This window comes from Mycobacterium sp., from assembly GCF_035640695.1.
Classification (GTDB): domain Bacteria; phylum Actinomycetota; class Actinomycetes; order Mycobacteriales; family Mycobacteriaceae; genus Mycobacterium.
In genome coordinates this window covers 21,206-46,834 of the sequence record NZ_DASQVQ010000098.1, presented here as the reverse complement: position 1 = coordinate 46,834, position 25,629 = coordinate 21,206, and the positions used below count along the sequence as shown (strand labels likewise).

Here is a 25,629-nt window from a genome sequence, read left to right as displayed (position 1 = left end):
AGGGCGGCGACGGCCCGCGCGAGGCTGTGCTCCGCACAGAACCGGACCACGTCGCGCACCTGGTCCTTGCTGATACCTCCGTCCAGCGCAAGCTTCACGTGCACCCCGAACGACTCGCCGAGCGTCTGTTGGCTGACGTCGCAGGTGATGGCAATGATGGCCTTCTCCCGCGTGCTGAGCCGATCTTCCGACCACGCCCTGGCGATCCGCGAGTTCAGGAAGGTGGTCATCCAGTCGTCGGCGACTTCCAGGCTCTGCAACGGCTTGTCCTCACCTGCCGGCGGCTCACCGAGATCGCTGGTGCCCATCCCGATTTCGGTCGCCACGTGTTTCAGCCGCGCCAGGGCGTCCGCCGCGGCGGGGTAGCCGGCATACGGGGCGATGAACCGGATCGCAGCAAGCAGGTCGGCGTAGGCGATGCCGTGCATTTTCGCCGCGGTGACATGCATCCGGAAGGCGAGCCCCAGCTGTGATCGGCACAAGTCCTGCGTGATGTTCTGCAACAGCTTTTCGCGGTTGCTTGTGCCGGTCAGGTCGAAAGTCAACCCACCCGTGTCGAGCGCCACCTTTTCGAATTCAGGATCAAGTTCGGCGAGCGGACTGCTCGGCAACCGCCTCGTGTTCATTGCCCCTCCTCGGCGGCACCGGCTTATGCCAACGATTGTAGGCCAACATTTGTTGGCGAACAAGCGTTGGCATAGACTGCCGGTATGGCTTTCACCGAGCGGTCCGCGGCCACGCGCGACGCGATCCTGTCGGCGGCCAGGAAGCTGTTCGGCGAGCAGGGCTATGACGCGACGACGATCCGCGCTGTCGCCGCGGAAGTCGGCGTCGATCCGTCGATGGTGATGCGTTACTACGGCAACAAGGCCGGGTTGTTCGAGGCCGCCGTCGATGTCGATCTGTACCTGGAAAAGGTGTCGGCGACGCCGAGGAATCGGCTCGGGGAAGCCCTCGCGCGCCACTTTCTTTCCCGTTGGGAGGGTGAGCTTTCCGACGAGGCGACGACGTTACTGCTGCGCTCGGCCGCCACAAACGCCGACGCCGCCGAACGCATGCGCACAGTCTTCGACAGCCAGGTCACCAAAGTCCTGCGCGACCACGTCGGCGGCGCCGACGCGCCGATGAGGGCGGCCCTGCTGAGCAGCCAGCTGCTTGGGTTGGCGCTGACCCGCTACGTCGTCAAACTGCCACCGGTCGCGGCGATGGACACGGCCACACTCGTGGTTGCTGTCGCACCGGTGCTGCAGTACTACCTGACCGCGGACCTCGGCAGCACTGTCCGAAAGCGCTGATTGGCCTTGACGTGATCGGGCATGCTGGTACGGCGATGAACCAGATACCCACCGGCGCGCTGGACGGGGTGCGCGTCATCGAGCTCGGCACGCTGATCGCCGGCCCGTTCGCCGGGCGGTTGCTCGGCGACATGGGCGCCGAGGTGATCAAGGTCGAGCCGCCGGGGACTCCGGACCCGCTGCGCACGTGGGGCCAGGCCGAACACGACGGGCACCACTTCTTCTGGACCGTGCACGCGCGCAACAAGAAGGCGGTGACGCTGGACCTGCGCGCCGAGCGGGGACGGGAACTGTTCCTCGATCTCGTCGAACGCTCCGACGTCATCGTCGAAAACTTCCGGCCGGGCACGCTGGAGAGGTGGAACCTCGGCTATGACGTGCTGCGCGAACGCAATCCGGGCATCATCTTGGTGCGGGTGTCCGGCTACGGCCAGACCGGGCCGGAGGCGCACAAGCCGGGTTACGCGTCGGTGGCCGAGGCGGTCAGCGGGTTGCGCCACCTCAACGGCTTCCCCGGCCAGCCGCCCCCGCGGATGGCGCTGTCGCTCGGCGATACGCTGGCCGGCATGTTCGCCGCACAGGGCGCATTGGCGGCGCTGTACCGGCGTTCGATCACCGGGGAAGGCCAGATCGTCGACGCCGCGATCACCGAATCCTGTTTGGCGATCCAGGAATCCACGATTCCCGACTACGACGTCGGCGGTGTGGTGCGCGGGCCGTCGGGCACGCGGCTGGAACGCATTGCCCCGTCCAACATCTACCGTGCCGCCGACGGCAGCTGGCTGGTGATCGCCGCCAATCAGGACACGCTGTTCGGCCGGCTGTGCCAGGCGATGGGCTGTCCGGAGCTCGCCACCGATGAGCGGTTCGCCACTCACCTGGCCAGGGGCCGCAATCAGGACGAGCTGGACAAGATCATCGGCGACTGGGCCGCCGGCAAACAGCCGCAAGAGATCATCGACGTGCTGACGAACGCCGGAGTGGTTGCCGGACCGATCAATACGGTCGCCGAGGTGGTCGGGGACCCGCAGCTGCGGGGCCGCGGGATGATCGTCGAGCATTACGACGAGCGCATCGGGCGGGGCGTGCTCGGTCCGGGCATCGTGCCGCGACTGTCGGCCACCCCAGGTGGCGTGCGCAACGCCGGCCCGGCCCGGCCCGGGCAACACAACAACGACGTGTATGCCGGGCTGCTGGGCAAGACCGCGGCCGAACTCGACGCGCTGAGAGAGGAGGGTGTGCTGTGAGCACACTGCCGGCCCACGTCGACATCCGCGAGGTGTCACTGCGCGACGGCTTGCAGATCGAAGCGCCGATCCCGCTGGACGCCAAACTCGAGCTGTTGAGCGCCGTCGCCGCCACGGGTGTCAGGGAGGCCGAGGCCACCGCGTTCGTGTCGCCGACGAAGGTGCCGGCGCTGGCCGACGCCGCGGAACTGGCCGCCGAGCTGCACCGATTTGACGGCATCGAGTTCTCCGCGCTGGTCGCCAGCCCCAACGGGACCAAACGCGCGATCGCCGCCGGAGTGCGGTCGCTCGAATACGTGGTCTCGGCGGCCGACGGGCACAGCCGCGCCAACGTGGGCCGCGGCACGGCCGAGGCCACCGTGCTGATCGGCGACGTCGTCGCGATCGCCCACGACAGCGGCGCCGCGGTCGAGGTCATCATCGCGACCGCGTGGGACTGCCCGTTCGACGGCCCCACTCCCCCGCGGCGCGTGCTCGACATCGTCGCGGTGGCCCGCGACCACGGCGCCGACCGGCTCGCGCTGGCCGACACCATCGGCACCACCACGCCGAAACGGGTCGGCGACCTGATCGCGCAGGTCCGCCCGCTGATCGGCGACATCCCGCTGGGCGCACACTTTCACAACACCCGCGGCACCGGACTCGCCAGCGCGTATGCGGCGGTGACCGCGGGCGTGACCCGGCTCGACGCGTCGGTCGGTGGGCTGGGCGGCTGCCCGTTTGCACCGGGCGCCAGCGGGAACATCGCCACCGAGGATCTGGTGTATCTGCTGCGCGACAGCGGTGTTCACGTCGACGTGGACCTCGATGCGGCGATCGCCGCGGCCCGGGTGGCCCAGCGCGTCGTCGGTCATGAGCTTCCCGGTGCGTTGCTGCGGGCCGGTGACCGCCTGCACGCAAACTAAGGAGATCAGCGTGGATTTCACTCTGCCCGAGCATCTTCCGGGCGTGCTGACCGAGATCGACGAGTTCATCGACCGCGAGATCAAACCGCTGGAACGGGAAAACATCCAGTATTTCGACCAGCGCCGCGAATTCGCCCGCACCGACCTCGAGCGCGGCGGCATTCCGATACGGGCGTGGGAGGACCTGCTCGGTGAAATGCGCCGGCGGGCCGATGCGGCCGGCTGGCTGCGCTACGGGTTGCCGTCCTCGCTCGGCGGTCGCGACGGCACGAACCTGGACATGGCCGTCATCCGGGAACACCTGGCGGCCAAGGGCCTAGGGCTGCACAACGATCTGCAGGACGAGTCGTCGATCGTCGGGAACTTCCCTCAGGTCATCATGATGGAGCGGTTCGGCGCCGACGTGCAGCGCAAGGACTGGTCGGAGGCGTTGATCACCGGGGAGCGCAGTTTCGCCTTCGGCCTCACCGAACCCGGCCACGGCTCGGACGCCACCTGGCTGGAGACCCGCGCCGAACGCCACGGCGACGGCTGGGTCATCAACGGCGCCAAGCGGTGGAACACCGGGGTGCATCGGGCCACCCACGACCTGATCTTCGCGCGCACCTCCGGCGACCCCGGTCAGGCCCAGGGCATTACCGCCTTCCTGGTCCCGACCGACACACCCGGCTTCGAGGTGCCGTTCTACTGGTGGACGTTCAACATGCCAACCGACCACGGCGAAGTGGAGCTGCACGACGTCGCGGTACCCGACGACGCGGTGCTGGGCGAAGTCGACCACGGCCTGGAAGTAGCCCAAACCTTCCTGCACGAGAACAGGATTCGGCAGGCGGCCAGCAGCCTCGGGGCGGGTCAGTACTGCATCGACCGGGCGGTTGACTACGCCAAGCAGAGGGTGGTGTTCGGCAAGCCGCTGGCGGTGAACCAGGCCGTGCAGTGGCCGCTAGTCGAGCTGCAGACCGAGGCTCAGATGGTGCGGCTGCTGGTGTACTACGCCGCCTGGCATCTGGACCGCAACCATCACCTCGAGGTGTCCGACAAGGTGTCGATGGCCAACTACCGGGCGAACCGGCTGGTGTGTGAGGCCGCCGACCGGGCGATGCAGGTATTCGGCGGCCTCGGGTACAGCCGCCACGAGCCGTTCGAGCACATCTACCGCCACCACCGCCGCTATCGAATCACCGAGGGCGCCGAGGAGATCCAGATCCGCCGGGTGGCGCAGCGGATGTTCAAGTTCGGGCGCGGCCGATGAGCGTCTCGCGCGAAGAGCCGAGAACACCGATGAGCGTCTCGCGCGAAGAGCTGAGTAAACGGTTGCAGCGGGTGCTGGCCCCGATGCTCGGGGCCGACGTTTCCGTCGAGCACCTTGTCGCGCTGAGCGGCGGCGCCAGCCGCGCGACACTGGCGTTCACCGCCCGCACCCGGGATGCGGCCCGGCCGCTGATCCTGCGCACCGGCCCGCCCGACGACACTCGCGCCGGCATGGAGCTGGAGGCCCGGGTTCAAGCCCGCGCGGCGGCCGCGGGTGCACCCGTTCCGCGCGTGCTCGTCGCGACCGATTCGGCAGAACGGTTGGGCGCGCCGTTTCTGATCTGCGACGCGGTCGGGGGTGAGACCGTCCCCCGCCGGATCCTCCGCGGAATCGACGACGACGGCCGGGCACGGCTGCTGCGACAGTGCGCGCACGCGCTGGCCACCATCCACCGTGCCGACCCGGACGTGCCGGGCCTGGTCCAACGGGACGAACTGGCAAGAACCCGGGCACTGCTCGACGGGATGGCCGACACCACGGCCACATTCGAATGGGCGTTCCGCCGGCTGGCTGTCAACCGCCCGGACCCGTCGCCGCCGCGGCTGGTCCATGGCGATTTCCGGATGGGCAACCTGATCGTCGACGGCGCGCGGCTGGCCGCGGTGCTGGACTGGGAGCTGGTGCACATCGGCGAGATCTACGAGGACCTGGCCTGGTTCTGCATCCGCGCCTGGCGTTTCGGCGCACCGGCCGCCCGCGGGGCCGGCGGGCTGGGCAGCATCGAAAGCTTCCTTTCGACCTACGAGCAGGTCGCCGGGACTACCGTCGACCGAGTGAGCTTTCGCTGGTGGTTGGTGATGGCCACGCTGCGGTGGGGCGTGATCTGCCGCTATCAGGCCGAGCGCCACCTGTCCGGCCAGACCCCATCGGTGGAGCTCGCCACGATCGGGCGCCGGGTCGCAGAAACCGAATGGGACATCCTGGATCTGCTGGAGACCAGGAGCGTCGCATGACTTGGAGCATGCACGGCCGGCCCAGCGCGCCCGAACTGGTCGGCGCGGTGGCGGGATTCCTGGAAACCGATGTGCGCCAGGCCACCGAGGGGCAGGTCAACTTCCACGCCCGGGTGGCCGCCAACGCGCTGCGCATCGTCGAACGTGAGCTCGGCCAGCGGCGCGATCCTGGCGCGGCCCTGGACAAGCTCGGCTACGCCGGCGAAGCGGAATTGGCCGCCGCCATCCGCGACGGCGAACTCGACGACCGCGAGCAAGAGGTGACGACGTTTCTGCGCACACTCGTGCAGCACCGACTGGCCGCGGCACACCCCGGCTACGCGACCACCGCGATCGCGGACCGGCTGTTCTCGGCGATCGAGGCCGGCGACGTCGACACCGTCGCCGCGATGTGGTCCGATAACGTCGTGGTCTGGCACATCGGGGACGGCAAGATCCGCGACAAGGCCCGCGCGTTGAGGGTCATCGACTGGCTGGTGTCGTCCACCGCCGACCGCCACTACGACGTGGTATCCCGCCACCATTTCGACGGCGGGTTCGTCCAACAGCACGTGCTTGCCGGCACCGCGCGCGACGGCACGCCGTACTCGGTGCGGGTCGCGATCATCGTCGCGGTCGGCGCCGACGGGTTGATCACCCGGATCGACGAATACTTCGACCCCGCCGCCATCGCGCCGCTGCGCAATCAGACGGCGCCTACATCCCGGAGGTGACATGTCCACCGTCACAGCACTTCTCAGCAGCCCGGCGTCCGTCGGAGTGTGGACGCTGGTGCCGGAACGGTCCACGATCGCGTTCAGGGGCGTGTCGATGTACGGGCTGCTGCCCGTCAAGGGTCGCTTCAAGGAATTCAGCGGCGGCGGCCAAATCGCCGAGGGCGGCAGGGTTTCCGGTCGGCTCGACATCAAGGCAGCGTCGCTGGACACCAAGTTGCGCAAGCGCGACGACGATCTGCGCAAGCCCGAGTTCTTCGACGTCGAGCGGCACCCGGACATCACCGTGGTGGTCGGCAACGGACAGCCCGTCGACGGCGACACGATGGATCTGAGGGCCGATCTCACCGTCAAGGGCACCACCAAACCGCTGCCGCTGTGGGCCAAGGTCGAGGTGCTCGACGACGGCGCCGTGCGACTCACCTCCGCGATCACCGTGGACCGCCACGACTTCGGCGTTTCGGGGAACATGGTCGGGATGATCCGCGACAAGGCGACAGTGTCGGCTGACCTGGTGTTCCGGCGCGCGGCCGGATAGCCGTACCATCTGGCGCATGCCCGAAGAGTCGCGTCCGTTGCGGATCTTGGTCTACAGCGACGACGTGAACGTGCGGGAACAAGTGAAGTTGGCGCTGGGCAAACGGTTGCATCCGGATCTGCCGGAGCTGCGCTATCTCGACGTCGCGACCGGACCGGCGGTGACCGGCCATGTCGACGCCGGTGACGTCGACCTGGCGATTCTGGACGGGGAGGCGACGCCGACCGGTGGGATGGGACTCGCCAAGCAAATCAAGGACGAGGTGTCCAACCCGCCCCCAATTCTGGTGCTCACGGGCCGGCGCGACGACTCCTGGCTGGCCAAGTGGTCGAGGGCCGAGGCGGCGGTGCCGCATCCGATCGACCCGATGCGGCTCGCCGAGGTGGTGACCGGGCTGCTGCGAACACCGGCCCGGTAGACAAGTTCCATACCTTGCTGATTAGGCTGTGCATTAGGTCACGTGGCGGCCCAGACCCAGGGCTTGTCACGGCAGCCCGGCCACCGCGCGACCGTGCTCAGCAAGCAAGCGCACGCGATCAAGGAGCAGGTTGAACGTCTACATTCCGATCTTGATACTCGGTGGGGTAGCCGCCGCATTCGCGGTGTTTTCGGTGTGCGTGGCGGTGCTCGCCGGCCCGAGGCGCTACAACCGGTCCAAGCTGTCGGCCTACGAATGCGGGATCGAACCGGCCGAGATACCGTTCACCGGGCCGCACGCGCCGACCGGTCAGCGCTTCCCGATCAAGTACTACCTGACCGCGATGTTGTTCATCATCTTCGACATCGAGATCGTGTTCCTCTACCCGTGGGCGGTCAGCTACGACGCGCTGGGGATGTTCGCGCTGGTGGAGATGCTGTTGTTCATGCTGACTGTGTTCGTCGCCTATGCGTACGTGTGGCGCCGCGGCGGCCTGAATTGGGATTAGGGGACGCTGGTGGGGCTTGAGGAGAAGCTGCCGAGCGGCTTCCTGCTGAGCACGGTGGAGGCCCTGGCCGGCTATATGCGCAAGAACTCGTTGTGGCCGGCGACGTTCGGCTTGGCCTGTTGCGCGATCGAGATGATGTCGACGGCGTCGCCGCGGTTCGATATCGCGCGGTTCGGCATGGAGCGGTTCTCGGCGACGCCGCGGCAGGCGGATCTGATGATTGTCGCCGGGCGGGTGAGTCAGAAGATGGCCCCGGTACTGCGGCAGATTTATGACCAGATGGTCGAACCCAAGTGGGTTTTGGCGATGGGAGTGTGCGCGTCGTCGGGCGGCATGTTCAACAACTACGCGGTGGTGCAGGGCGTGGACCACGTCGTTCCGGTCGACATCTATCTGCCGGGCTGCCCGCCGCGCCCCGAGATGCTGTTGTACGCAATCTTGAAGTTGCACGACCAGATTCAGCAGATGCCGCTGGGTGTCGACCGGGAGCGGGCCGTCGCCGAAGCCGAAAAGGCCGCCCTGCAAGCGGTTCCGACCATCCAGATGCCGGCCACGATTCCGGTGAGGGCGTCGCGGTGAGCGCCGACCACGACGCGCGGCCCGCGGATGAGGTGATCGAGGTGCGCCGCGGCATGTTCGGCATCACCGACACCCCGGACACGTCCGGCTATGGGCGGCTGGTGCGCGAGGTCACGTTGCCCCGGTCCACGCCGCGCCCGTACGGCGGCTATTTCGACGAGGTGGTCGACGCGCTGGCGGTCGCGCTGGAACGGGCCGGGGTGGCATTCGACGACGCGATCGAGGGCGTCGTGGTGTTCCGCGACGAGCTGACGCTGCATGTGGCGCGCGAGCATCTGGTCGCGGTGGCGAGGGCCTTGCGTGACGACCCGCAGCTGCGTTTCGAGCTCTGCCTGGGAGTCAACGGCGTGCACTATCCGACCGATTCGGGCCGCGAGCTGCATGCGGTGTGTCCGTTGATGTCAATCACCCACAACCGTCGGGTGCGGGTGGAAGTGGCCGCGCCGGACGACGATCCGCATATCCCGTCGCTGTTTTCGGTGTATCCGACCAACGACTGGCACGAGCGGGAGACCTACGACTTCTTCGGGATCATCTTCGACGGTCACCCGTCGCTTACCCGCATCGAGATGCCCGATGACTGGGAGGGGCATCCGCAGCGCAAGGACTACCCGCTTGGCGGTGTTCCAGTCGAGTACAAGGGCGCCCAGATTCCCCCGCCCGACGAGCGGAGGGCCTACAACTGATGACCGACCAGGACAACGCGTCCGGCGATGGCGCGGTGGTCACCGTCAGCGGCTCGGATTGGGACCAGATCAGCCGGGCCGCAAGCGAAGTGCCCGAGGGTGAGCGCATCGTCGTGAACATGGGCCCCCAGCACCCGTCCACGCACGGGGTGCTGCGGCTGATTCTGGAAATCGAGGGTGAGACCGTCACCGACGCTCGCTGCGGAATCGGCTACTTGCACACCGGGATCGAGAAGAACCTGGAATACCGCAACTGGGTGCAGGGCGTGACGTTCGTCACCCGGATGGACTATCTGTCGCCCTTCTTCAACGAGACCGCCTACTGCCTCGGCGTGGAGAAACTGCTCGACATCACCGAACAGATCCCGGAGCGCGTCAACGTCATCCGGGTGATGCTGATGGAACTCAATCGCATCTCCAGTCACCTGGTGGCGCTGGCCACCGGCGGGATGGAACTGGGTGCGATGACCCCGATGTTTTTCGGCTTCCGCGAACGCGAGCTGATCCTGTCGGTGTTCGAGACGATCACCGGGCTGCGGATGAATCACGCCTACATCCGCCCGGGCGGTCTGGCCCAAGATCTTCCCGACGACGCCGTGCCCGCGGTGCGCGACCTGCTGAAGATCCTGCCGAAGCGATTGCGGGACTTGGAAAACCTGCTCTCGGAGAATCCGATCTGGAAGGCCCGCACCCAGAACATCGGCTACCTCGACCTGACCGGCTGCATGGCGTTGGGCGTCACCGGCCCGATCCTGCGCTCCACCGGGCTGCCGCACGACCTGCGCCGCGCCCAACCGTATTGCGGTTACGAGAACTACGAGTTCGACGTCATCACCGACACCGGCTGCGACGCCTACGGCCGATATTTGATCCGGGTCAAGGAGATGCACGAGTCGCTCAAGATCGTCGAGCAATGCCTCGACAAGCTCAAGCCGGGCCCGATCATGGTCGAGGACAAGAAGATTGCCTGGCCGGCCGACCTGCGGCTGGGCCCCGACGGGCTGGGCAATTCGCCCGCGCACATCGCCCGGATCATGGGCAGCTCGATGGAGGCGCTGATCCACCACTTCAAAATCGTCACCGAGGGCATTCGGGTGCCCGCCGGGCAGGTCTACATCGCCGTAGAATCTCCGCGCGGGGAGATCGGCGTGCACATGGTCTCCGACGGCGGCACCCGCCCGTATCGAGTGCACTACCGCGATCCGTCGTTCACCAACCTGCAGTCGGTCGCGGCGATGTGCGAGGGGGGCATGGTCCCCGACGTCATCTCCGCCGTCGCGTCCATCGACCCGGTCATGGGTGGAGTCGATCGGTGAGCGTGTTCCTGCCGCTGGGCCCGCGACCCGAAGAGCCCGGCCAGTTCGTCGTCGAAGGCGCACCGCAGACCTATCCGGCCGAGGTGCGGGCCGGGTTGGAGGCCGACGCCAAGGACATCATCGGGCGTTATCCCCAAGCGCGGTCGGCGATCTTGCCGCTGCTGCACCTGGTGCAGGCCCAAGACTCCTACCTCACCCCGGCCGGCCTGGAATTCGTCGCCGAGCAACTGGGCCTGACCGGTGCCGAAGTCGCCGCGGTCGCGACGTTCTACTCGATGTATCGGCGCGGGCCCACGGGCGACTACCTGGTCGGGGTCTGCACCAACACGCTGTGCGCGATCATGGGCGGAGACGCGATATTGGCCGCGCTGAAAGACCATCTCGGCATCGGCAACGACGAAACCACCGATGACGGCACCATCACGCTGCAGCACGTGGAGTGCAACGCCGCCTGCGACTACGCGCCGGTGGTGATGGTCAACTGGGAATTCTTCGACAACCAAACCCCCGAAACCGCACGCGAACTCGTCGATGCACTGCGCTCCGGTGAACAGGTGACGCCATCGCGCGGCTTGCCGCTGTGCAAATTCCGTCAAACCGAACGCATCCTGGCCGGATTCCCCGACGACCGGCCGGACGGCGGTCAGGGTGGGGTCGGCGACGCGACACTGGCCGGGTTGCGGGTGGCGCACGAGCGGGGAATGCAGGCACCGGCCGCGGTGCCGCCCAAACCGTCGATGCGCCAAACCGATCCATCGGAGAACGAGTGACATGCCGCTAGCACCAGTGCTCACGTCGTACTGGGATCACGCCGAGTCATGGACCCTTGACACCTACCGGGACCACGCCGGCTACCGTGCGCTGAGCATGGCCCTGAAGATGGCGCCCGACGAAGTACTGCAGACCGTGAAGGACTCCGGACTGCGCGGGCGCGGCGGCGCGGGATTCGGCACCGGAATGAAATGGTCGTTCATTCCGCAGGGTGACGACGGCGCGGCGGCCAAACCCCATTATCTGGTCGTCAACGCCGACGAATCCGAGCCCGGCACATGCAAAGACATTCCGCTGATGCTGGCCACCCCGCACGTGCTGATCGAAGGATCGATCATCGCGGCCTACGCGATCCGGGCCCACCACGCGTTCATCTATGTGCGCGGCGAGGTGGTTCCGGTGCTGCGACGACTGCAGGCCGCCGTCGCCGAGGCCTACGCCGCGGGCTACCTCGGCCGCGACGTCTGCGGCTCCGGCTTCGACCTGGAGATGATCGTGCACGCCGGCGCCGGGGCCTACATCTGCGGTGAGGAAACCGCGCTGCTGGATTCGCTCGAGGGCCGCCGCGGCCAACCTCGGCTGCGCCCACCGTTTCCCGCGGTCGCGGGCCTGTACGGCTGCCCGACGGTGGTCAACAACGTCGAGTCGATTGCGAGCGTGCCACCGATCGTCCGCAACGGGGTTGACTGGTTCCGGTCGATGGGCAGTGACAAATCGCCTGGCTTCACGCTGTATTCGTTGTCCGGGCACGTCAACCGGCCCGGTCAGTACGAAGCGCCGCTGGGCATCACACTGCGCGAGCTGCTCGACTACGCCGGCGGCGTGCGGGACGGGCATCGGCTGAAGTTCTGGACGCCGGGCGGGTCGTCGACACCGATCCTGACCGACGAACACCTCGACGTGCCACTGGATTACGAGGGCGTCAGCGGCGCCGGGTCGATGCTGGGCACCAAGGCGCTGCAGATCTTCGACGACACCACGTGCGTGGTGCGGGCGGTGCTGCGCTGGAACCAGTTCTACGAACACGAGTCGTGCGGCAAGTGCACCCCGTGCCGGGAAGGCACGTACTGGCTGACCCAGATCCTCCAGCGTCTGGAGAGCGGGCAGGCCAGCACCGAGGACATCGACAAGCTGCTCGACATCTCCGACATCATCCTGGGCAAGTCGTTCTGCGCACTCGGCGACGGCGCGGCCAGCCCAATCATGTCCTCGATCAAGTACTTCCGCGACGAGTACCTGGCGCATCTGCAGACCGGCGGCTGCCCGTTCGACCCGCGGGACTCGATGCTGGACCAGGGGGTTGTGGTATGACGTTGGCCGAGGGCGCGAAGGAAGCGGCCGGTGTCGACATGGTGACGTTGACGATCGACGACACCAAGGTCACGGTGCCCAAGGGCACGCTGGTGATCCGCGCGGCCGAGTTGATCGGCATCGAGATCCCCCGGTTCTGCGACCATCCGCTGCTGGAACCCGTTGGGGCGTGCCGGCAGTGCCTGGTCGAGGTGGAGGGCCAGCGCAAGCCGATGGCGTCGTGCACCACCACGGCGACCGACGACATGGTGGTGCGCACGCAGTTCACGTCGGCGGCCGCCGAGAAGGCCCAGAAGGGCGTGATGGAGCTGCTGCTGATCAACCACCCGCTGGATTGCCCGGTGTGCGACAAGGGCGGTGAGTGCCCGCTGCAGAACCAGGCCATGTCGGACGGGCGCGCGGAGTCGCGGTTCGACGATGTCAAACGCACGTTCCCCAAGCCGATTTCGATCTCCTCGCAGGTGCTGCTGGATCGGGAGCGGTGCGTGTTGTGCGCGCGCTGCACCCGGTTTTCCACGCAGATCGCCGGCGATCCGTTCATCGAGCTGCTCGAGCGCGGCGCCCTGCAACAGGTCGGCATCTACGCCAACGAGCCGTTCGATTCGTATTTCTCGGGCAACACGGTGCAGGTCTGCCCGGTCGGCGCGCTGACCGGTACCGCGTACCGGTTTCGGGCGCGGCCGTTCGACTTGGTGTCGTCGCCCAGCGTGTGTGAGCACTGCGCCAGCGGGTGCGCGCAGCGCACCGATCACCGCCGCGGCAAGGTGTTGCGCCGGCTGGCCGGTGACGACCCGCAGGTCAATGAGGAGTGGAACTGCGACAAGGGCCGGTGGGCGTTCACTTACGCCACCGCTCCCGACCGGATCACCTCTCCCCTGGTGCGCGACGACGACGGCAATCTGGTGCCTGCGTCGTGGTCGGCCGCCCTGGCGGCGGCCGCGCGCGGGCTGACCGCCGCCCACGGCGGGGTCGGGGTGCTGGTCGGCGGGCGCGCGACGGTAGAAGACGCCTACGCGTACGCGAAGTTTGCGCGAATCGCGTTGGGCAGCAACGACATCGACTTCCGTGCTCGGGCCCATTCCGCCGAGGAGGCGGATTTTTTGTCCGGGCGCGTCGCCGGGCAGCCGATGACGGTGAGCTACGGCGATCTGGAATCGGCGCCGGTGGTGCTGCTGGTCGGGTTCGAACCCGAAGAGGAATCGCCGATCGTTTTCCTGCGGCTGCGCAAGGCGGCCCGCAAGAACAGGGTGCCGATCTATGCGGTCGCGCCGTTCGAGACCCGTGGGCTGGACAAGATGTCGGGCCGGCTGCTGCGGGCGGCCCCGGGCGACGAGCCGGCGGTCCTCGACGGGCTGCACAGTGGCGGCGTTGGCGAACTGCTCAGCCAGCCGGGCGCGGTCATCATGGTCGGCGAAAGGCTGGCGGCCGTTGCGGGTGGGCTGTCGGCGGCGGCCCGGCTCGCGGACGGCACCGGCGCCCGGCTCGCGTGGGTGCCGCGGCGCGCCGGTGAACGCGGCGCGCTGGAAGCCGGCGCGTTGCCGGCCCTGCTGCCCGGCGGCCGGCCGTTGGCCGACGCCGAGTCCCGGTCGCAGGTGGCGAGGTCATGGCACGTCAGCGAGTTGCCTTCTGACGAGGGGCGCGACACCGCGGGGATTGTCGCGGCGGCCGGCGACGGCACCCTGGGTGCGCTGTTGGTCGGCGCTGTCGATCCGGTCGACCTGCCCGACCCGCAAGCCGTTCGGCGCGCGCTGGATTCGGCACCATTTGTGGTGAGTTTGGAGTTGCGGCACAGCGAGGTGACCGAGCGCGCCGACGTGGTGTTCCCGGTCGCGCCGGTCGCCGAGAAGTCCGGCACGTTGTTGAATTGGGAGGGCCGGCAACGCACGTTCGGAATCGCGTTGCGCGACACCGGCGCGCTGCCGGATCTGCGGGTGCTTGACGCGCTGGCCGACGAGATGGGTGTGGACCTCGGTCTGCCGGACGCCGGCGCGGCCCGCGACGAGATGGCGCGACTGGGCGCGTGGGACGGAAAGCGGCCCGCCACACCGCGGGTCGCCGCCGCGGAGGTGCCGCGGCCGGAAGCCGGTGCGGCGATCTTGGCGGGGTGGCGGATGCTGCTGGACTGCGGCCGGTTGCAGGACGGCGAACCCTATCTGGCGGGCACCGCACGCACCGCGGTGGCGCGGTTGTCGTCGGCGACGGCCGCCGAAATCGGCGCCGCTGACGGTGATCTGGTGACGGTGAGCACCGACCGCGGTGCGGTCACACTGCCGTTGGCGGTCACCGAGATGCCGGATCGGGTGGTGTGGCTGCCGCTGAATTCGCCTGGCTCGCAGGTGTATGAGCAGCTGGCCGCCGGGCCGGGCGAGATCGTGCGGATCGGAGCGCGGTCATGATCGGGTTCGGGCACGATCCGTGGTGGCTGGTCGCCGCCAAGGCCATCCTGATCTTCGTGTTCCTGCTACTGACGGTGCTGGCGGCGATCCTGGTCGAGCGCCGCGTCCTGGCGCGCATGCAGATGCGGATCGGCCCCAATCGGGTGGGGCCCAACGGGCTGCTGCAGAGCCTGGCCGACGGGGTGAAACTCGGGCTGAAGGAAGGCATCATCCCCGCCGGCGTGGACCGGCCGATCTACCTTTTGGCGCCGATCATCTCGGTGATCCCGGCGATCATGGCGTTCGCGGTGATCCCGTTCGGACCCGAGGTGTCGGTGTTCGGCCATCGAACGATGTTGCAGTTGACCGACCTGCCGGTGGCGGTGCTCTACATCCTGGCGGTCACGTCGGTCGGCGTGTACGGCATCGTGCTGGCGGGCTGGGCTTCCGGGTCGACCTATCCGCTGCTGGGTGGGCTGCGTTCGACCGCGCAGGTGATCTCCTATGAGATCGCGATGGCGCTGTCGTTCGCGGCGGTGTTCCTCTACGCCGGGACGATGTCGACCTCGGGCATCGTGGCCGCCCAGGACCGCACCTGGTATGTGTTCCTGCTGCTGCCGTCGTTTTTGATCTACGTCACCTCGATGGTCGGTGAAACCAACCGGGCACCATTCGATTTGCCGGAGGCCGAGGGTGAGTTGGTCGGTGGCTTTCACACCGAGTACTCGTCGCTGAAGTTCGCGATGTTCATGCTCGCCGAGTACGTCAACATGACCACCGTCTCGGCGTTGGCCACCACGTTGTTCCTGGGCGGATGGCACGCGCCGTGGCCGATCAACATCTGGGACGGCGCCAACCACGGCTGGTGGCCGCTGATCTGGTTTGTCGCCAAGGTGTGGACGGGTCTGTTCGTTTTCATCTGGCTGCGCGCGTCGCTGCCCCGGTTCCGCTACGACCAATTCATGGCACTGGGCTGGAAGGTGCTGATCCCGACGTCGCTGATATGGGTGATGGTCGTCGCGGTGATCCGCACGCTGCGCGCCGAGGGCTATCACGCGTGGGCGGTCACACTCATCGCCGCGGGCCTCGTCGTCGCGGTCGCGCTGGTGTGGTCGCTGTTGAATGCGTTCCGCGCCAAGGCCGTTGCAGCGCCGTCAGGGCCCGACGCGACCGTTTCGGCGGGGTATTCCGAATACCCGGTTCCGCCGCTGCCGACTCAGTCGTCGCCACGCAGCCCGGTCGGCGGCCCGGTAGGACCCGCACAGGAGGGCAGCAATGCGTAAATTCTTCTCATCGATCGCCGGTTTCGGCGTGACCTTGGCGACGATGTTCAAAAAGCCGGTGACGGAGGGGTATCCGGAGAAGCCGGGGCCGGTCGCGCCGCGGTATCACGGCCGTCATCAGCTCAACCGGTATCCGGACGGACTGGAGAAGTGCATCGGCTGCGAGCTGTGCGCGTGGGCGTGCCCGGCCGATGCGATCTACGTCGAGGGCGCGGACAACACCGAGGAGGAACGTTATTCGCCCGGGGAACGCTACGGGCGGGTGTATCAGATCAACTACTTGCGCTGCATCGGGTGTGGGCTGTGCATCGAGGCGTGTCCGACGCGAGCGTTGACGATGACCAACGATTACGAGATGGCCGACGACAACCGCGCCGATTTGATCTACGGCAAGGACAAGCTGCTCGCTCCGCTGCAACCCGGCATGACCGCGCCGCCACACCCGATGGCCCCGGGCGCCACCGACGAGGACTACTACCGCGGCAACATCACCGGCGCGGTGCCGGAGACGACACCATGACGACCGCTGTGCTCGCCGATGCGATTACCCGCACCTCCACCGGTGAGGCCGTGCTGTTCTGGGTCCTCGGCGCGATCGCGGTGATCGGCGCGCTGGGCATGGTGACGGCGTCGAAGGCGGTGTATTCGGCGATTTTCCTGGCGATGACGATGATCATACTGGCGGTGTTCTACATCGCCCAGGACGCGCTGTTCCTGGGTGTGGTGCAGGTGGTGGTCTACACCGGCGCGGTGATGATGCTGTTCTTGTTCGTGCTGATGCTCATCGGGGTGGACTCCGCGGAGTCGCTGGTGGAAACCATTCGGGGGCAACGCATTGCGGCGCTGGTGGCCGGATTGGGGTTCGGGGTGTTGCTGATCGCCGGAGTCGGCAATGTGGCGGCCGGCGGGTTCGCCGGGCTTTCGGCGGCCAACGCCGCGGGCAACGTGCAGGGGCTGGCGGCGTTGATCTTCACCCGCTACCTGTGGGCGTTCGAGATCACCAGCGCGCTGCTGGTGACCGCGGCGATCGGCGCGATGGTGCTGGCGCACCGGGAGCGGTTCGACCGCCGAAAGTCTCAGCGTGAACTTGTCCAGGAGCGTTTCCGCACCGGCCGGCGCGCCACCCCGCTGCCCAGCCCGGGCGTCTACGCCCGGCACAACGCCGTGGACGTGCCCGCCATGCTGCCCGACGGCTCGTATGCCGAGGCGTCGGTGTCGAAGGTGCTCACGCGGCGATCGATGGATGGTTCGACCGACGGCTCGGGTGAGGACGCATGAATCCGGCGAATTACCTGTATTTGGCTGCGCTGTTGTTCACGATCGGCGCGGCGGGAGTGTTGTTGCGCCGCAACGCCATCGTGATGTTCATGTGCGTGGAGTTGATGCTGAACGCCTGCAATTTGGCGTTCGTCACGTTCGCCCGGATGCACGGCAACCTGGACGGGCAGGTGGTGGCGTTCTTCACGATGGTGGTCGCCGCGTGTGAAGTCGTGGTGGGGCTGGCGATCATCATGACGATCTTCCGCGCCCGCCGCTCGGCCTCCGTCGACGACGCCAACCTGCTGAAGGGCTGACGATGGCCGATCCGGTTTGGCCGCTGCTGGTACTGCCCGCGGCCGGGGCGGTGATTCTGCTGCTGGGCGGGCGCCGCACCGACCGGTGGGGCCACGTTGTCGGTTGCGCGCTGCCGCTGGCGTCGTTCGGCTGGGGGGTGGCGTTGTTCGCCGCGATGCTCGGCCGCCACGGGGCGGACCGCGTGAGGGGTGAGCGGCTGTTCAGCTGGGTGCAGGTGGGCGGGTTGCACGTCGACTTCGGCTTACAGCTGGATCAGCTGTCGATGTGTTTTGTGCTGCTGATCACCGGCGTGGGGTCGCTGATTCACCTGTACTCGATCGGCTACATGGCCGACGACCCGGACCGGCGCCGCTTTTTCGCGTACATGAACCTGTTTCTGACCGCGATGCTGCTGTTGGTGCTGGCCGACAACTTCCTGGGCCTCTACGTCGGCTGGGAGGGCGTGGGTCTGGCGTCGTATCTGCTGATCGGCTTCTGGTATCACAAGCCGTCGGCGGCAACCGCGGCCAAGAAGGCGTTCGTGGTCAACCGGGTCGGCGACGCGGGGCTGGCGCTGGCGATGTTCGTGATGTTCGCGACATTCGGCACGATCTCGTTCCGCGGGGTGTTTTCGGCCGCGGGTTCGGCCGGTCAGGGTGTGTTGACCGCGATCGGCCTGTTGCTGTTGCTGGGCGCGTGCGGAAAGTCCGCGCAGGTGCCGCTGCAGTCCTGGCTCTTGGACGCGATGGAGGGCCCGACCCCGGTGTCGGCGCTGATCCACGCCGCGACGATGGTGACCGCCGGGGTGTATCTGATCGTGCGATCGAATCCGATCTTCGACCACGCACCCAACGCCCAACTGGGCGTGGTCATCGTCGGGGCGGTCACGCTGTTGTTCGGGGCGATCATCGGTTGTGCGAAGGACGACATCAAGAAGGCCTTGGCCGCGTCGACGATGAGCCAGATCGGCTACATGGTGCTGGCGGCGGGGCTCGGCCCGGCCGGGTATGCGTTCGCAATCATGCACCTGTTGACGCACGGCTTCTTCAAGGCCGGCCTGTTCCTCGGCGCCGGCTCGGTGATGCACGCGATGAACGACGAGGTCAACATGCGCCGCTACGGCGGGCTGCGCACGGTGCTGCCGATCACGTTCGCCACGTTCGGCCTGGGTTATCTGGCGATCATCGGGGTGCCGCCGCTCGCCGGGTTCTTCTCAAAGGACGCCATCATCGAGGCCGCGCTCGGCGACGGCGGCCCGCGCGGCATCCTGCTTGGCGGGGCCGCGCTGCTCGGCGCGGGCATCACCGCGTTCTACATGACCAGGGTGATGCTCATGACGTTCTTCGGCGAAAGGCGTTGGGGTGCCGATCTTCATCCGCACGAGGCGCCGCGGATCATGACGTGGCCGATGGTGCTGTTGGCGGTGGGTTCGGTGGCCGCCGGCGGGCTGCTGGCGGCCGGCGGCACGCTGCAACACTGGCTGGAACCGGTCGTCGGGTCCCGCGAGGCCGCGCATGCGACGCCGGTGTGGGTGGCCACCACCGTGATCCTGGTGGTGGTGGCCGCCGGCGTCGCGGTGGCGTGGCGCATGTATGCCACGCGTCCGGTGCCGGCGGAGGTGCCCGCGGGTTCGGCACTGACCGTCGCGGCGCGCAGGGACCTCTACGGCGACGCGCTCAACGAGGAGCTGTTGATGCGCCCCGGCGCGCAATTGACCCGGGCCCTGGTGGAGGTCGACGACAAGGGTGTGGACGGGGCGGTCACCGGAATCGCCACGCTGGTGGGCCGCACGTCCGCGGGTCTGCGCCGGGTGCAGACCGGCTTCGCCCGCTCCTATGCGTTGTCGATGTTCGCCGGCGCCGCGTTGGTGATCGCCGCGATCCTGGTGGTGAGCCTGCGATGAACACCGTTCCGTGGCTTTCCATCCTTTGGCTGCTGCCGGTGGCCGGGACGATCGTGATCATGCTGCTGCCGCCGGCGCAGCGCGCATTGGCCAAATGGGTCGCGCTGGTGGTGTCGGTCGCGGTGCTGGTCGTCGCGGTGATCTTGGCCGTTTTGTTCCAACCCGGCGGCGCGCCGTACCAGTTCGTCGAATCCCATCCGTGGATACCGGCTTTCGGCACCGGCTACACGCTCGGGCTGGACGGCATCGCGCTGGCGCTGGTGCTGCTGACCGCGGTGCTGGTGCCGCTTTTGATCGTCGCCGGCTGGAACGACGGTGGCGACCGCAGCCGCGCCGTGCACACCTACGTGGCGTTAACCCTTGCCGTCGAGGCGATGGTGCTGGTTTCGCTTGTCGCACTTGACGTCCTGCTGTTCTACGTGTTCTTCGAGGCCATGCTGATCCCGATGTACTTCCTCATCGGCGGGTATGGCGGAAACCGGATAGGTTCCGATGTCGCCGCCAACGCGGCTCCGAAATCCGATGTCGCCGCCAACGCGGCTCCGAAAGCGGCGGTGAAGTTCCTGCTGTACAACCTGTTCGGCGGGCTGATCATGCTGGCCGCGGTTATCGGCCTGTACGTGGTGACGGCCCGGCACGGTGCCGGCACGTTCGACTTCCGCCGGATCGTCACGCTCGCGTCGACGGGGCAACTCGGCGTCGCCCCCGCGGTGCTCAACGCGCTGTTCCTCGGGTTCATGTTCGCGTTCGCAATCAAGGCGCCGCTGTGGCCATTCCATCGCTGGCTTCCCGACGCCGCAGTGGAGGCCACGCCGGCCACCGCGGTGCTGATGATGGCGGTGATGGACAAGGTCGGCACGTTCGGCATGCTGCGTTACTGCCTGCAGCTGTTCCCTGGTGCGTCGAAGACCTTTGCCCCGCTGGTCATCACGCTCGCGGTGGTCGGAATCGTGTACGGCGCGGTGGTGGCCATCGGCCAGACCGACGTGATGCGGCTGATCGCCTACACGTCGATCTCGCACTTCGGGTTCATCATCCTGGGCATTTTCGTGATGACCAGCCAGGGACAGGCCGGCTCCACGCTGTACATGGTCAATCACGGCATCTCCACCGCGGCGCTGTTCCTGATCGCGGGCTTCCTGACGTCGCGGCGCGGAACGCGGGCAATCGCGGCGTTCGGCGGCGTGCAGAAGGTGGCCCCGGTGCTGGCGGGCACCTTCCTGGTCGCGGGGTTGGCCACGTTGTCGCTACCTGGGCTGGCGCCGTTCGTCAGCGAATTCTTGGTTCTGATCGGTACTTTCACGCGATATCAGCTGGCCGCCGTATTCGCGGTCACCGCACTGGTGCTGTCGGCCATCTACGTGCTGTGGATGTATCAGCGAATGATGACCGGGCCGGTGAAGGACGGCAACGAACGAATCCGTGACCTGGTGGGCCGGGAGCTGGTGGTGGTCGCGCCGCTCATCGCGCTGCTGGTGGTGCTCGGCGTGTATCCGAAGCCGGTGCTCGACATCATCAATCCGGCCGTCAGCCACACCATGACAACCATCGGACAGCACGACCCGACGCCGAAGGTGGTGGCGAAATGAGCGTTCTCGCACCCAGCGTCGAATACGGCGCACTGTCGCCGATGCTGATCGTGTTCGGCGCCGCGGTGGTCGGCGTGATTTTCGAGGCGTTCCTGCCGCGGGCCAGCCGGTACACGGCACAGCTCGTGCTAAGCCTCGGGAGTCTGCTCGCCGCGTTTGTGGCAGTGGTGATACTGGCTTTCCATCTAGACGGCCCCGGCCACAGCGCGGTGTCCGGGGCCGTCGCCATCGACGGCCCGGCGCTGTTCCTGCAGGGCACGCTGCTGCTGGTGTCGATCCTGGCGGTCGCGCTGATCGGCGAGCGGTCGATGGTCAGCGAAACAGTCGGTGGGCGAGGCGGTCTCGACGCGTTCACCCCGCAGGCGTCGACTATTCCGGGCAGCGTCGTCGAAAAACAGGCGGCCAGGGTGGGCATCGTGCAGACCGAGGTGTTTCCACTGACGATGCTGGCGGTCGGCGGCATGCTGCTGTTCCCGGCGTCCGACGACCTGCTGACCATGTTCGTTGCGCTGGAAGTGCTTTCGCTGCCGTTGTATTTGATGTGCGGGCTGGCGCGGCGGCGCCGTCTGCAATCGCAAGAGGCGGCGGTGAAGTACTTTCTGCTGGGCGCGTTCTCGTCGGCGTTTTTCTTGTTCGGCATCGCACTGCTGTACGGCTACGCCGGCACGCTGACGCTGTCGGGCATCGGTGACCGGGTGACCGCCGGCGGCGATACGTCCTTGGCGTTGATCGGCGCGGCGCTGGTGACGGTGGGTGTGCTGTTCAAAATCGGCGCGGTGCCGTTCCATTCCTGGATTCCCGACGTGTACCAGGGCGCGCCGACCCCGATCACCGGGTTCATGGCGGCGGCGACGAAGATCGCGGCCTTCGGCGCGATGCTGCGGATCTTCTATGTGGCGCTGCCGGGCCTCGCGGTGGATTGGCGGCCGGTGCTGTGGGCGATCGCGATCCTCACGATGGCGGTCGGCACGGTCACCGCGGTCACGCAGACCGACGTCAAGCGAATGCTGGCGTACTCGTCGATCGCCCACGCCGGATTCATCCTGACCGGCGTGATCGCCGCGAACAAGGCCGGGTTGTCGTCGACAATGTTCTACCTCTTCGCCTACGGCTTCAGCACGCTCGGCGCATTCGCCGTGGTCTGGCTGGTGCGCAACGACGCCGGCGACGAGGACACCGACATGTCGCGGTGGGCCGGCCTCGGCCGGGACCGACCGCTGGTCGGCGCGATGTTTTCGATGTTCCTGTTGGCCTTCGCCGGGATTCCGTTGACGAGCGGCTTCGTCAGCAAATTCGCGGTGTTCAACGCCGCCGCCCAGGGCGGCGCGGTGCCGCTGGTGATCGTCGGCGTGGTGGCCAGCGGGGTCGCTGCGTATTTCTATGTGCGCGTGATCGTGCTGATGTTCTTCACCGAAGCGCCGGCCGACCCGCCGCGGATCGTCGTGCCCGGCTCGCTGAGCAAGGCGGCGATCGCGGTCACAGCCGCGGTGACGATCGTGCTGGGCATCATCCCGCAGCCGCTGCTGGGTCTGGCCGACAGCGCGGCGCAGTTCGTGCGCTGATGACACGTGATCACCGGTGCGCCAATGCCGCAGCCCGACGTGTCGATCGTGCCCTGGCCGCCTGGATGCCAGCGAACGCGAAAACGATGCCGGTGCCGATCTCGGCCACGGCGCTGAGCCACGAGAACCAAGTCACGTTGGTGTGCGGCAATGAAACAAAGCTGTCCTGGTAGCCCGACCACACGGTCGGCAACAGGTGCGCGTAGGTGAACACCAGGGCGCTGCCGAACCCGACGGCGATCGCCGCCAGTGGTGCACGGGTCCGACGCATCAGCACCATCACGATCGCGGTCGCGACGAACAGGCCCTGCACACCGCCGCCGACCACGATGAGAATGGGTGACGCCGACATGCCCCGGTGCAGATGGTCCAGACCATGTACCGCGAACCCCAGGCCAAATGCGATTGCGGCCCAGCACAAGAAGCGATCCCGCGGGTCTAGTGGTGGCTTGATCTGATCGGTCATGACGGATCACCGTCCCTTAAGCGCGGGTTAGACCTGTACCACCAGATTTACTACTACGCTGAGTAGTAGTCAAGGGCCTCTCCCGTGAGCGGATGACAATTTGCCGAAACGGCGGGCGGCTAATGGCCGGATGTGCTACATCTAGCAGGCCCGGCCGGGCTGTTCGCGGCGCAGCAGTGCCAGCAAGTTCGTGGCCCGGCTGCCCGCGCCCGCGCTGTTCTGGCGGCTCGTCATCTTCATCGCCGCTATGGGCGCCTTCATCAACGTCGGGGACAACATGGACGATATCCGCGCAAGGCGGCAGAACTGGCCCGCCAACCAGCAAGCTGAGCGCGTGTTAGCTCGCGCGGGCATCCTGCAGGGCGTTGACGAAGGTGCCGCGGTGGCGCTGACTCGAGAACTGCGGCTGGTGGAGTTTTCCCGCGGGCAGACGATCTACAGCCAAGGCGAGCCGGGAGATCGGCTCTACATCATCGTCACCGGCAAGGTGAAAATCGGCCGGCGTTCGCCTGACGGTCGGGAAAAGCTGCTAGCCGTCATGGGCCCCTCGGACATGTTCGGCGCCTTGTCGATGTTCGATCCCGGCCCCCGCACCGCCACGGCAACCGCAATCACCACGGTTTGCTTGGCCGCCATGGACCGCGACGCGCTGCGGACCTGGATCAGCGACCGTCCCCAGATCGCCGAGCAGTTGCTGCGCGTGCTGGCTCGACGGCTGCGGCGGACGAACGACCACGTCGTCGACCTGATCTTCACCGACGTACCGGGTCGAGTCGCCAAGCAGCTGCTGCACCTGAGCCAACAGTTCGGCCGCCAAGACGGCAGGCATCTGCGGGTCACTCATGACCTCACACAGGAAGAGATTGCTCAACTCGTGGGGTCATCCCGTGAAACGGTCAACAAGGCGCTGTCGGAGTTCGCGCAGCGTGGCTGGATAACGTTGGAAGGCAAGAGCATATTGATACGGGAACCCGAGCGGCTGGCTCGCCGTGGGCGCTGAATCGACGGCCGCCGGGACCTAACCACCCGCCGCTGTCGAACCCGTGCTGCGCTCCAGGATGAACTCGACGACGCGGTGGCCCCCGAAATCCGGTCGCGCCGGCGTGACCCGACCCACCTGCCTGCGGGCCTGCTCGATTACCGGCGTTTCGGGGTCGATCACGGACAGGTACTTGTCATGCGCGGCAAGTGATTCGATCGCGACATCGACGAATCCGTCCACGCTTTCGAGGTACGTGCCGCCCGGCCCGCTGGAGAACAACCAGCGCGGCGGATCGCTCAGCTGGTCGTATGCCGCCAAGGTTGCCGCCGAAAACTCCATGTGGTCGCGCTGGTTCGGTGCCTCCGGCGCCCACTGCGGGCCGCCGTAAATCGTCACCACCACATCGGGTTTCAGCGCGGTGATGGTGCCGGCGATCCTGGCGCGCAGTTCGGCCGTGTCGCGGATGTTGCTATCCGGGACGTCCCAGAAGTCGACGTCGTGCACCCCGACGATCGCCGCGGCGCGCCGCTGCTCGGCTTCGCGCACGCGAGCGGTCTCGTCCGGCGCCATCCCCTCGATACCCGCCTCGCCCCGGCACGCGAACACGTAGCGCACCGTCCGGCCCGCGGACGTCCATTTCGCCACCGCCGCCGACATCCCGTACTCGGGGTCGTCTGGATGCGGCATGAACACCACGGCCGAATGCCAATCGGACGGGAAAGCACGCACGGTCATCCGGTGCCTACTTCGCCACGCCGTGGATCACGATCGCGGCCGTCTGGTCGACCCACGTTTCGTCGAGCTCCTCGTCGGGACGCAGTAACAGCCGCATCATCGTGCAACCGCCGATGACCTCGATCAACCGGTCCGGTTCGATGTCCGGATAGACCTCCCCGCGTTCGACGCCGTCGCGCAGGCGTGTCCGCAACGCGTCGAAGACGCCCTGGAACCGTGCCCGCACCCGGGCGTTCAGCGAGGGATCCGAGGCGTCGGCGACCAGGCCGGGCAGCGCCGCTCGCACCACCGGACTCACGAACACGTCGCGGGATGCCGCGATCATCGCGCGGATGTCGGCGGCGATGTCGCCCGGCGGCGTCTCCAGCGCGGTCGGCGTGGCCGGAAACGCGGCCTCGTGCACGAGCTCGGCCTTGCTCGTCCACCGCCGGTACAGCGCCGTCTTGGTGGTCCCGGCCCGGGTGGCAATCGCAGCCATGGTCAGGTTTGAATATCCTGTCTGGACAAGCAGTTCCGCGGTCGACTGCAGAATGGACGCATCGATTCGCGGATCGCGTGGGCGTCCCACTCCGGGGGCCTTGCCATCCAGTGACGAGTCTGGTTTCATATCGCTACCTAGAGTATCGTA

General features: G+C 67.3%; 27 protein-coding genes and 1 pseudogene. 24 read left to right on the top strand and 4 right to left on the bottom strand.

Annotation, left to right across the window (positions count from 1 at the left end; translation table 11 throughout):
- Positions 1–626, bottom strand: a 626-nt coding sequence (locus VE759_RS11810) for a carboxymuconolactone decarboxylase family protein (protein WP_324932130.1), incomplete at its 3' end; no start/stop codon positions are given.
- A gap of 84 nt (positions 627–710) precedes the next feature.
- On the opposite strand from VE759_RS11810, the gene VE759_RS11805 reads away from it, so the two are divergent.
- From VE759_RS11805 to nuoN, 23 genes and pseudogenes are all read left to right on the top strand, one after another.
- Positions 711–1,295, top strand: coding sequence for a TetR family transcriptional regulator (locus tag VE759_RS11805; RefSeq protein ID WP_324932127.1), 585 nt, complete (start codon positions 711–713; stop codon positions 1,293–1,295).
- Positions 1,296–1,330: 35 nt separating this feature from the next.
- The gene (locus VE759_RS11800; protein ID WP_324932125.1) at positions 1,331–2,542 is read left to right on the top strand and encodes a CoA transferase; all 1,212 of its coding nucleotides are present in this window, start codon (positions 1,331–1,333) and stop codon (positions 2,540–2,542) included.
- On the top strand, positions 2,539–3,447 hold the full coding sequence (locus tag VE759_RS11795) for a hydroxymethylglutaryl-CoA lyase (protein ID WP_324932123.1): 909 nt from the start codon (positions 2,539–2,541) through the stop codon (positions 3,445–3,447). The genes VE759_RS11800 and VE759_RS11795 overlap by 4 nt, the downstream gene beginning before the upstream one ends.
- A 10-nt stretch (positions 3,448–3,457) precedes the next feature.
- A complete protein-coding gene (locus VE759_RS11790) occupies positions 3,458–4,699 on the top strand; it encodes an acyl-CoA dehydrogenase family protein (protein WP_324932120.1) in 1,242 nt (413 codons plus the stop codon).
- 29 nt (positions 4,700–4,728) lie between these two features.
- Positions 4,729–5,712, top strand: a complete 984-nt coding sequence (locus tag VE759_RS11785) for a phosphotransferase family protein (RefSeq protein WP_324932118.1) — start codon at positions 4,729–4,731, stop codon at positions 5,710–5,712.
- A pseudogene (locus VE759_RS11780) lies at positions 5,709–6,032 on the top strand (DUF6285 domain-containing protein); the annotation flags it as partial. The gene VE759_RS11785 and the pseudogene VE759_RS11780, both read left to right, overlap by 4 nt.
- Complete coding sequence (locus VE759_RS11775; protein ID WP_414687890.1) at positions 6,009–6,425, top strand: nuclear transport factor 2 family protein; 417 nt, start codon at positions 6,009–6,011, stop codon at positions 6,423–6,425. The pseudogene VE759_RS11780 and the gene VE759_RS11775, both read left to right, overlap by 24 nt.
- 1 nt (position 6,426) lies before the next feature.
- A complete protein-coding gene (locus tag VE759_RS11770) occupies positions 6,427–6,963 on the top strand; it encodes a YceI family protein (protein ID WP_324932117.1) in 537 nt (178 codons plus the stop codon).
- A gap of 16 nt (positions 6,964–6,979) precedes the next feature.
- Positions 6,980–7,381: a hypothetical protein gene (locus tag VE759_RS11765; RefSeq protein ID WP_324932115.1), complete on the top strand. Its 402-nt coding sequence runs from the start codon at positions 6,980–6,982 to the stop codon at positions 7,379–7,381.
- Positions 7,382–7,511: 130 nt separating this feature from the next.
- Positions 7,512–7,889 carry an NADH-quinone oxidoreductase subunit A gene (locus VE759_RS11760; RefSeq protein WP_324932113.1) on the top strand — a complete coding sequence of 126 codons (378 nt, stop codon included), beginning with the start codon at positions 7,512–7,514 and terminating at the stop codon, positions 7,887–7,889.
- A gap of 9 nt (positions 7,890–7,898) precedes the next feature.
- Positions 7,899–8,468: an NADH-quinone oxidoreductase subunit B family protein gene (locus tag VE759_RS11755; RefSeq protein WP_324932111.1), complete on the top strand. Its 570-nt coding sequence runs from the start codon at positions 7,899–7,901 to the stop codon at positions 8,466–8,468.
- Between the two features lie 53 nt (positions 8,469–8,521).
- Positions 8,522–9,154 (top strand): NADH-quinone oxidoreductase subunit C, encoded by a 633-nt coding sequence (locus VE759_RS11750; RefSeq protein ID WP_324932148.1) that lies wholly within the window; start codon positions 8,522–8,524, stop codon positions 9,152–9,154.
- The gene (gene nuoD, locus VE759_RS11745) at positions 9,154–10,470 is read left to right on the top strand and encodes an NADH dehydrogenase (quinone) subunit D (protein WP_324932108.1); all 1,317 of its coding nucleotides are present in this window, start codon (positions 9,154–9,156) and stop codon (positions 10,468–10,470) included. Before VE759_RS11750 ends, nuoD begins: the two co-directional genes overlap by 1 nt.
- Entirely contained in the window at positions 10,467–11,240 is a 774-nt protein-coding gene (gene nuoE, locus VE759_RS11740; protein ID WP_324932105.1) for an NADH-quinone oxidoreductase subunit NuoE, read from the top strand. Before nuoD ends, nuoE begins: the two co-directional genes overlap by 4 nt.
- A 1-nt stretch (position 11,241) precedes the next feature.
- Positions 11,242–12,552 carry an NADH-quinone oxidoreductase subunit NuoF gene (gene nuoF / locus VE759_RS11735; protein WP_324932102.1) on the top strand — a complete coding sequence of 437 codons (1,311 nt, stop codon included), beginning with the start codon at positions 11,242–11,244 and terminating at the stop codon, positions 12,550–12,552.
- Positions 12,549–14,948, top strand: a complete 2,400-nt coding sequence (locus tag VE759_RS11730) for an NADH-quinone oxidoreductase subunit G (RefSeq protein ID WP_324932099.1) — start codon at positions 12,549–12,551, stop codon at positions 14,946–14,948. The genes nuoF and VE759_RS11730 overlap by 4 nt, the downstream gene beginning before the upstream one ends.
- A complete protein-coding gene (nuoH, locus tag VE759_RS11725) occupies positions 14,945–16,210 on the top strand; it encodes an NADH-quinone oxidoreductase subunit NuoH (protein WP_324932096.1) in 1,266 nt (421 codons plus the stop codon). The genes VE759_RS11730 and nuoH overlap by 4 nt, the downstream gene beginning before the upstream one ends.
- A complete protein-coding gene (gene nuoI, locus VE759_RS11720) occupies positions 16,203–16,730 on the top strand; it encodes an NADH-quinone oxidoreductase subunit NuoI (protein WP_324932093.1) in 528 nt (175 codons plus the stop codon). Before nuoH ends, nuoI begins: the two co-directional genes overlap by 8 nt.
- Positions 16,727–17,488 (top strand): NADH-quinone oxidoreductase subunit J, encoded by a 762-nt coding sequence (locus tag VE759_RS11715; protein WP_324932090.1) that lies wholly within the window; start codon positions 16,727–16,729, stop codon positions 17,486–17,488. The genes nuoI and VE759_RS11715 overlap by 4 nt, the downstream gene beginning before the upstream one ends.
- The gene (gene nuoK, locus VE759_RS11710; RefSeq protein WP_324932087.1) at positions 17,485–17,784 is read left to right on the top strand and encodes an NADH-quinone oxidoreductase subunit NuoK; all 300 of its coding nucleotides are present in this window, start codon (positions 17,485–17,487) and stop codon (positions 17,782–17,784) included. The genes VE759_RS11715 and nuoK overlap by 4 nt, the downstream gene beginning before the upstream one ends.
- Positions 17,785–17,786: 2 nt before the next feature.
- Positions 17,787–19,667 carry an NADH-quinone oxidoreductase subunit L gene (gene nuoL / locus VE759_RS11705; RefSeq protein ID WP_324932085.1) on the top strand — a complete coding sequence of 627 codons (1,881 nt, stop codon included), beginning with the start codon at positions 17,787–17,789 and terminating at the stop codon, positions 19,665–19,667.
- Positions 19,664–21,256 carry an NADH-quinone oxidoreductase subunit M gene (locus VE759_RS11700; RefSeq protein WP_324932083.1) on the top strand — a complete coding sequence of 531 codons (1,593 nt, stop codon included), beginning with the start codon at positions 19,664–19,666 and terminating at the stop codon, positions 21,254–21,256. Before nuoL ends, VE759_RS11700 begins: the two co-directional genes overlap by 4 nt.
- Positions 21,253–22,818 (top strand): NADH-quinone oxidoreductase subunit NuoN, encoded by a 1,566-nt coding sequence (gene nuoN, locus VE759_RS11695; RefSeq protein WP_324932082.1) that lies wholly within the window; start codon positions 21,253–21,255, stop codon positions 22,816–22,818. Before VE759_RS11700 ends, nuoN begins: the two co-directional genes overlap by 4 nt.
- A 10-nt stretch (positions 22,819–22,828) precedes the next feature.
- Here nuoN and VE759_RS11690 read toward each other — a convergent pair whose 3' ends face one another.
- On the bottom strand, positions 22,829–23,284 hold the full coding sequence (locus VE759_RS11690; protein WP_324932080.1) for a hypothetical protein: 456 nt from the start codon (positions 23,282–23,284) through the stop codon (positions 22,829–22,831).
- Positions 23,285–23,561: 277 nt separating this feature from the next.
- Here VE759_RS11690 and VE759_RS11685 point away from each other — a divergent pair, with 277 nt between their 5' ends.
- Positions 23,562–24,284, top strand: coding sequence for a Crp/Fnr family transcriptional regulator (locus tag VE759_RS11685; RefSeq protein ID WP_324932146.1), 723 nt, complete (start codon positions 23,562–23,564; stop codon positions 24,282–24,284).
- Positions 24,285–24,302: 18 nt separating this feature from the next.
- On the opposite strand, the gene VE759_RS11680 is transcribed toward VE759_RS11685, so the two are convergent.
- Together VE759_RS11680 and VE759_RS11675 are read right to left on the bottom strand one after the other, a co-directional pair.
- Positions 24,303–25,001 carry a PIG-L family deacetylase gene (locus VE759_RS11680; protein WP_324932078.1) on the bottom strand — a complete coding sequence of 233 codons (699 nt, stop codon included), beginning with the start codon at positions 24,999–25,001 and terminating at the stop codon, positions 24,303–24,305.
- A gap of 7 nt (positions 25,002–25,008) precedes the next feature.
- Complete coding sequence (locus VE759_RS11675) at positions 25,009–25,608, bottom strand: TetR/AcrR family transcriptional regulator (protein ID WP_324932075.1); 600 nt, start codon at positions 25,606–25,608, stop codon at positions 25,009–25,011.
- Between the last annotated feature and the right edge of the window lie 21 nt (positions 25,609–25,629).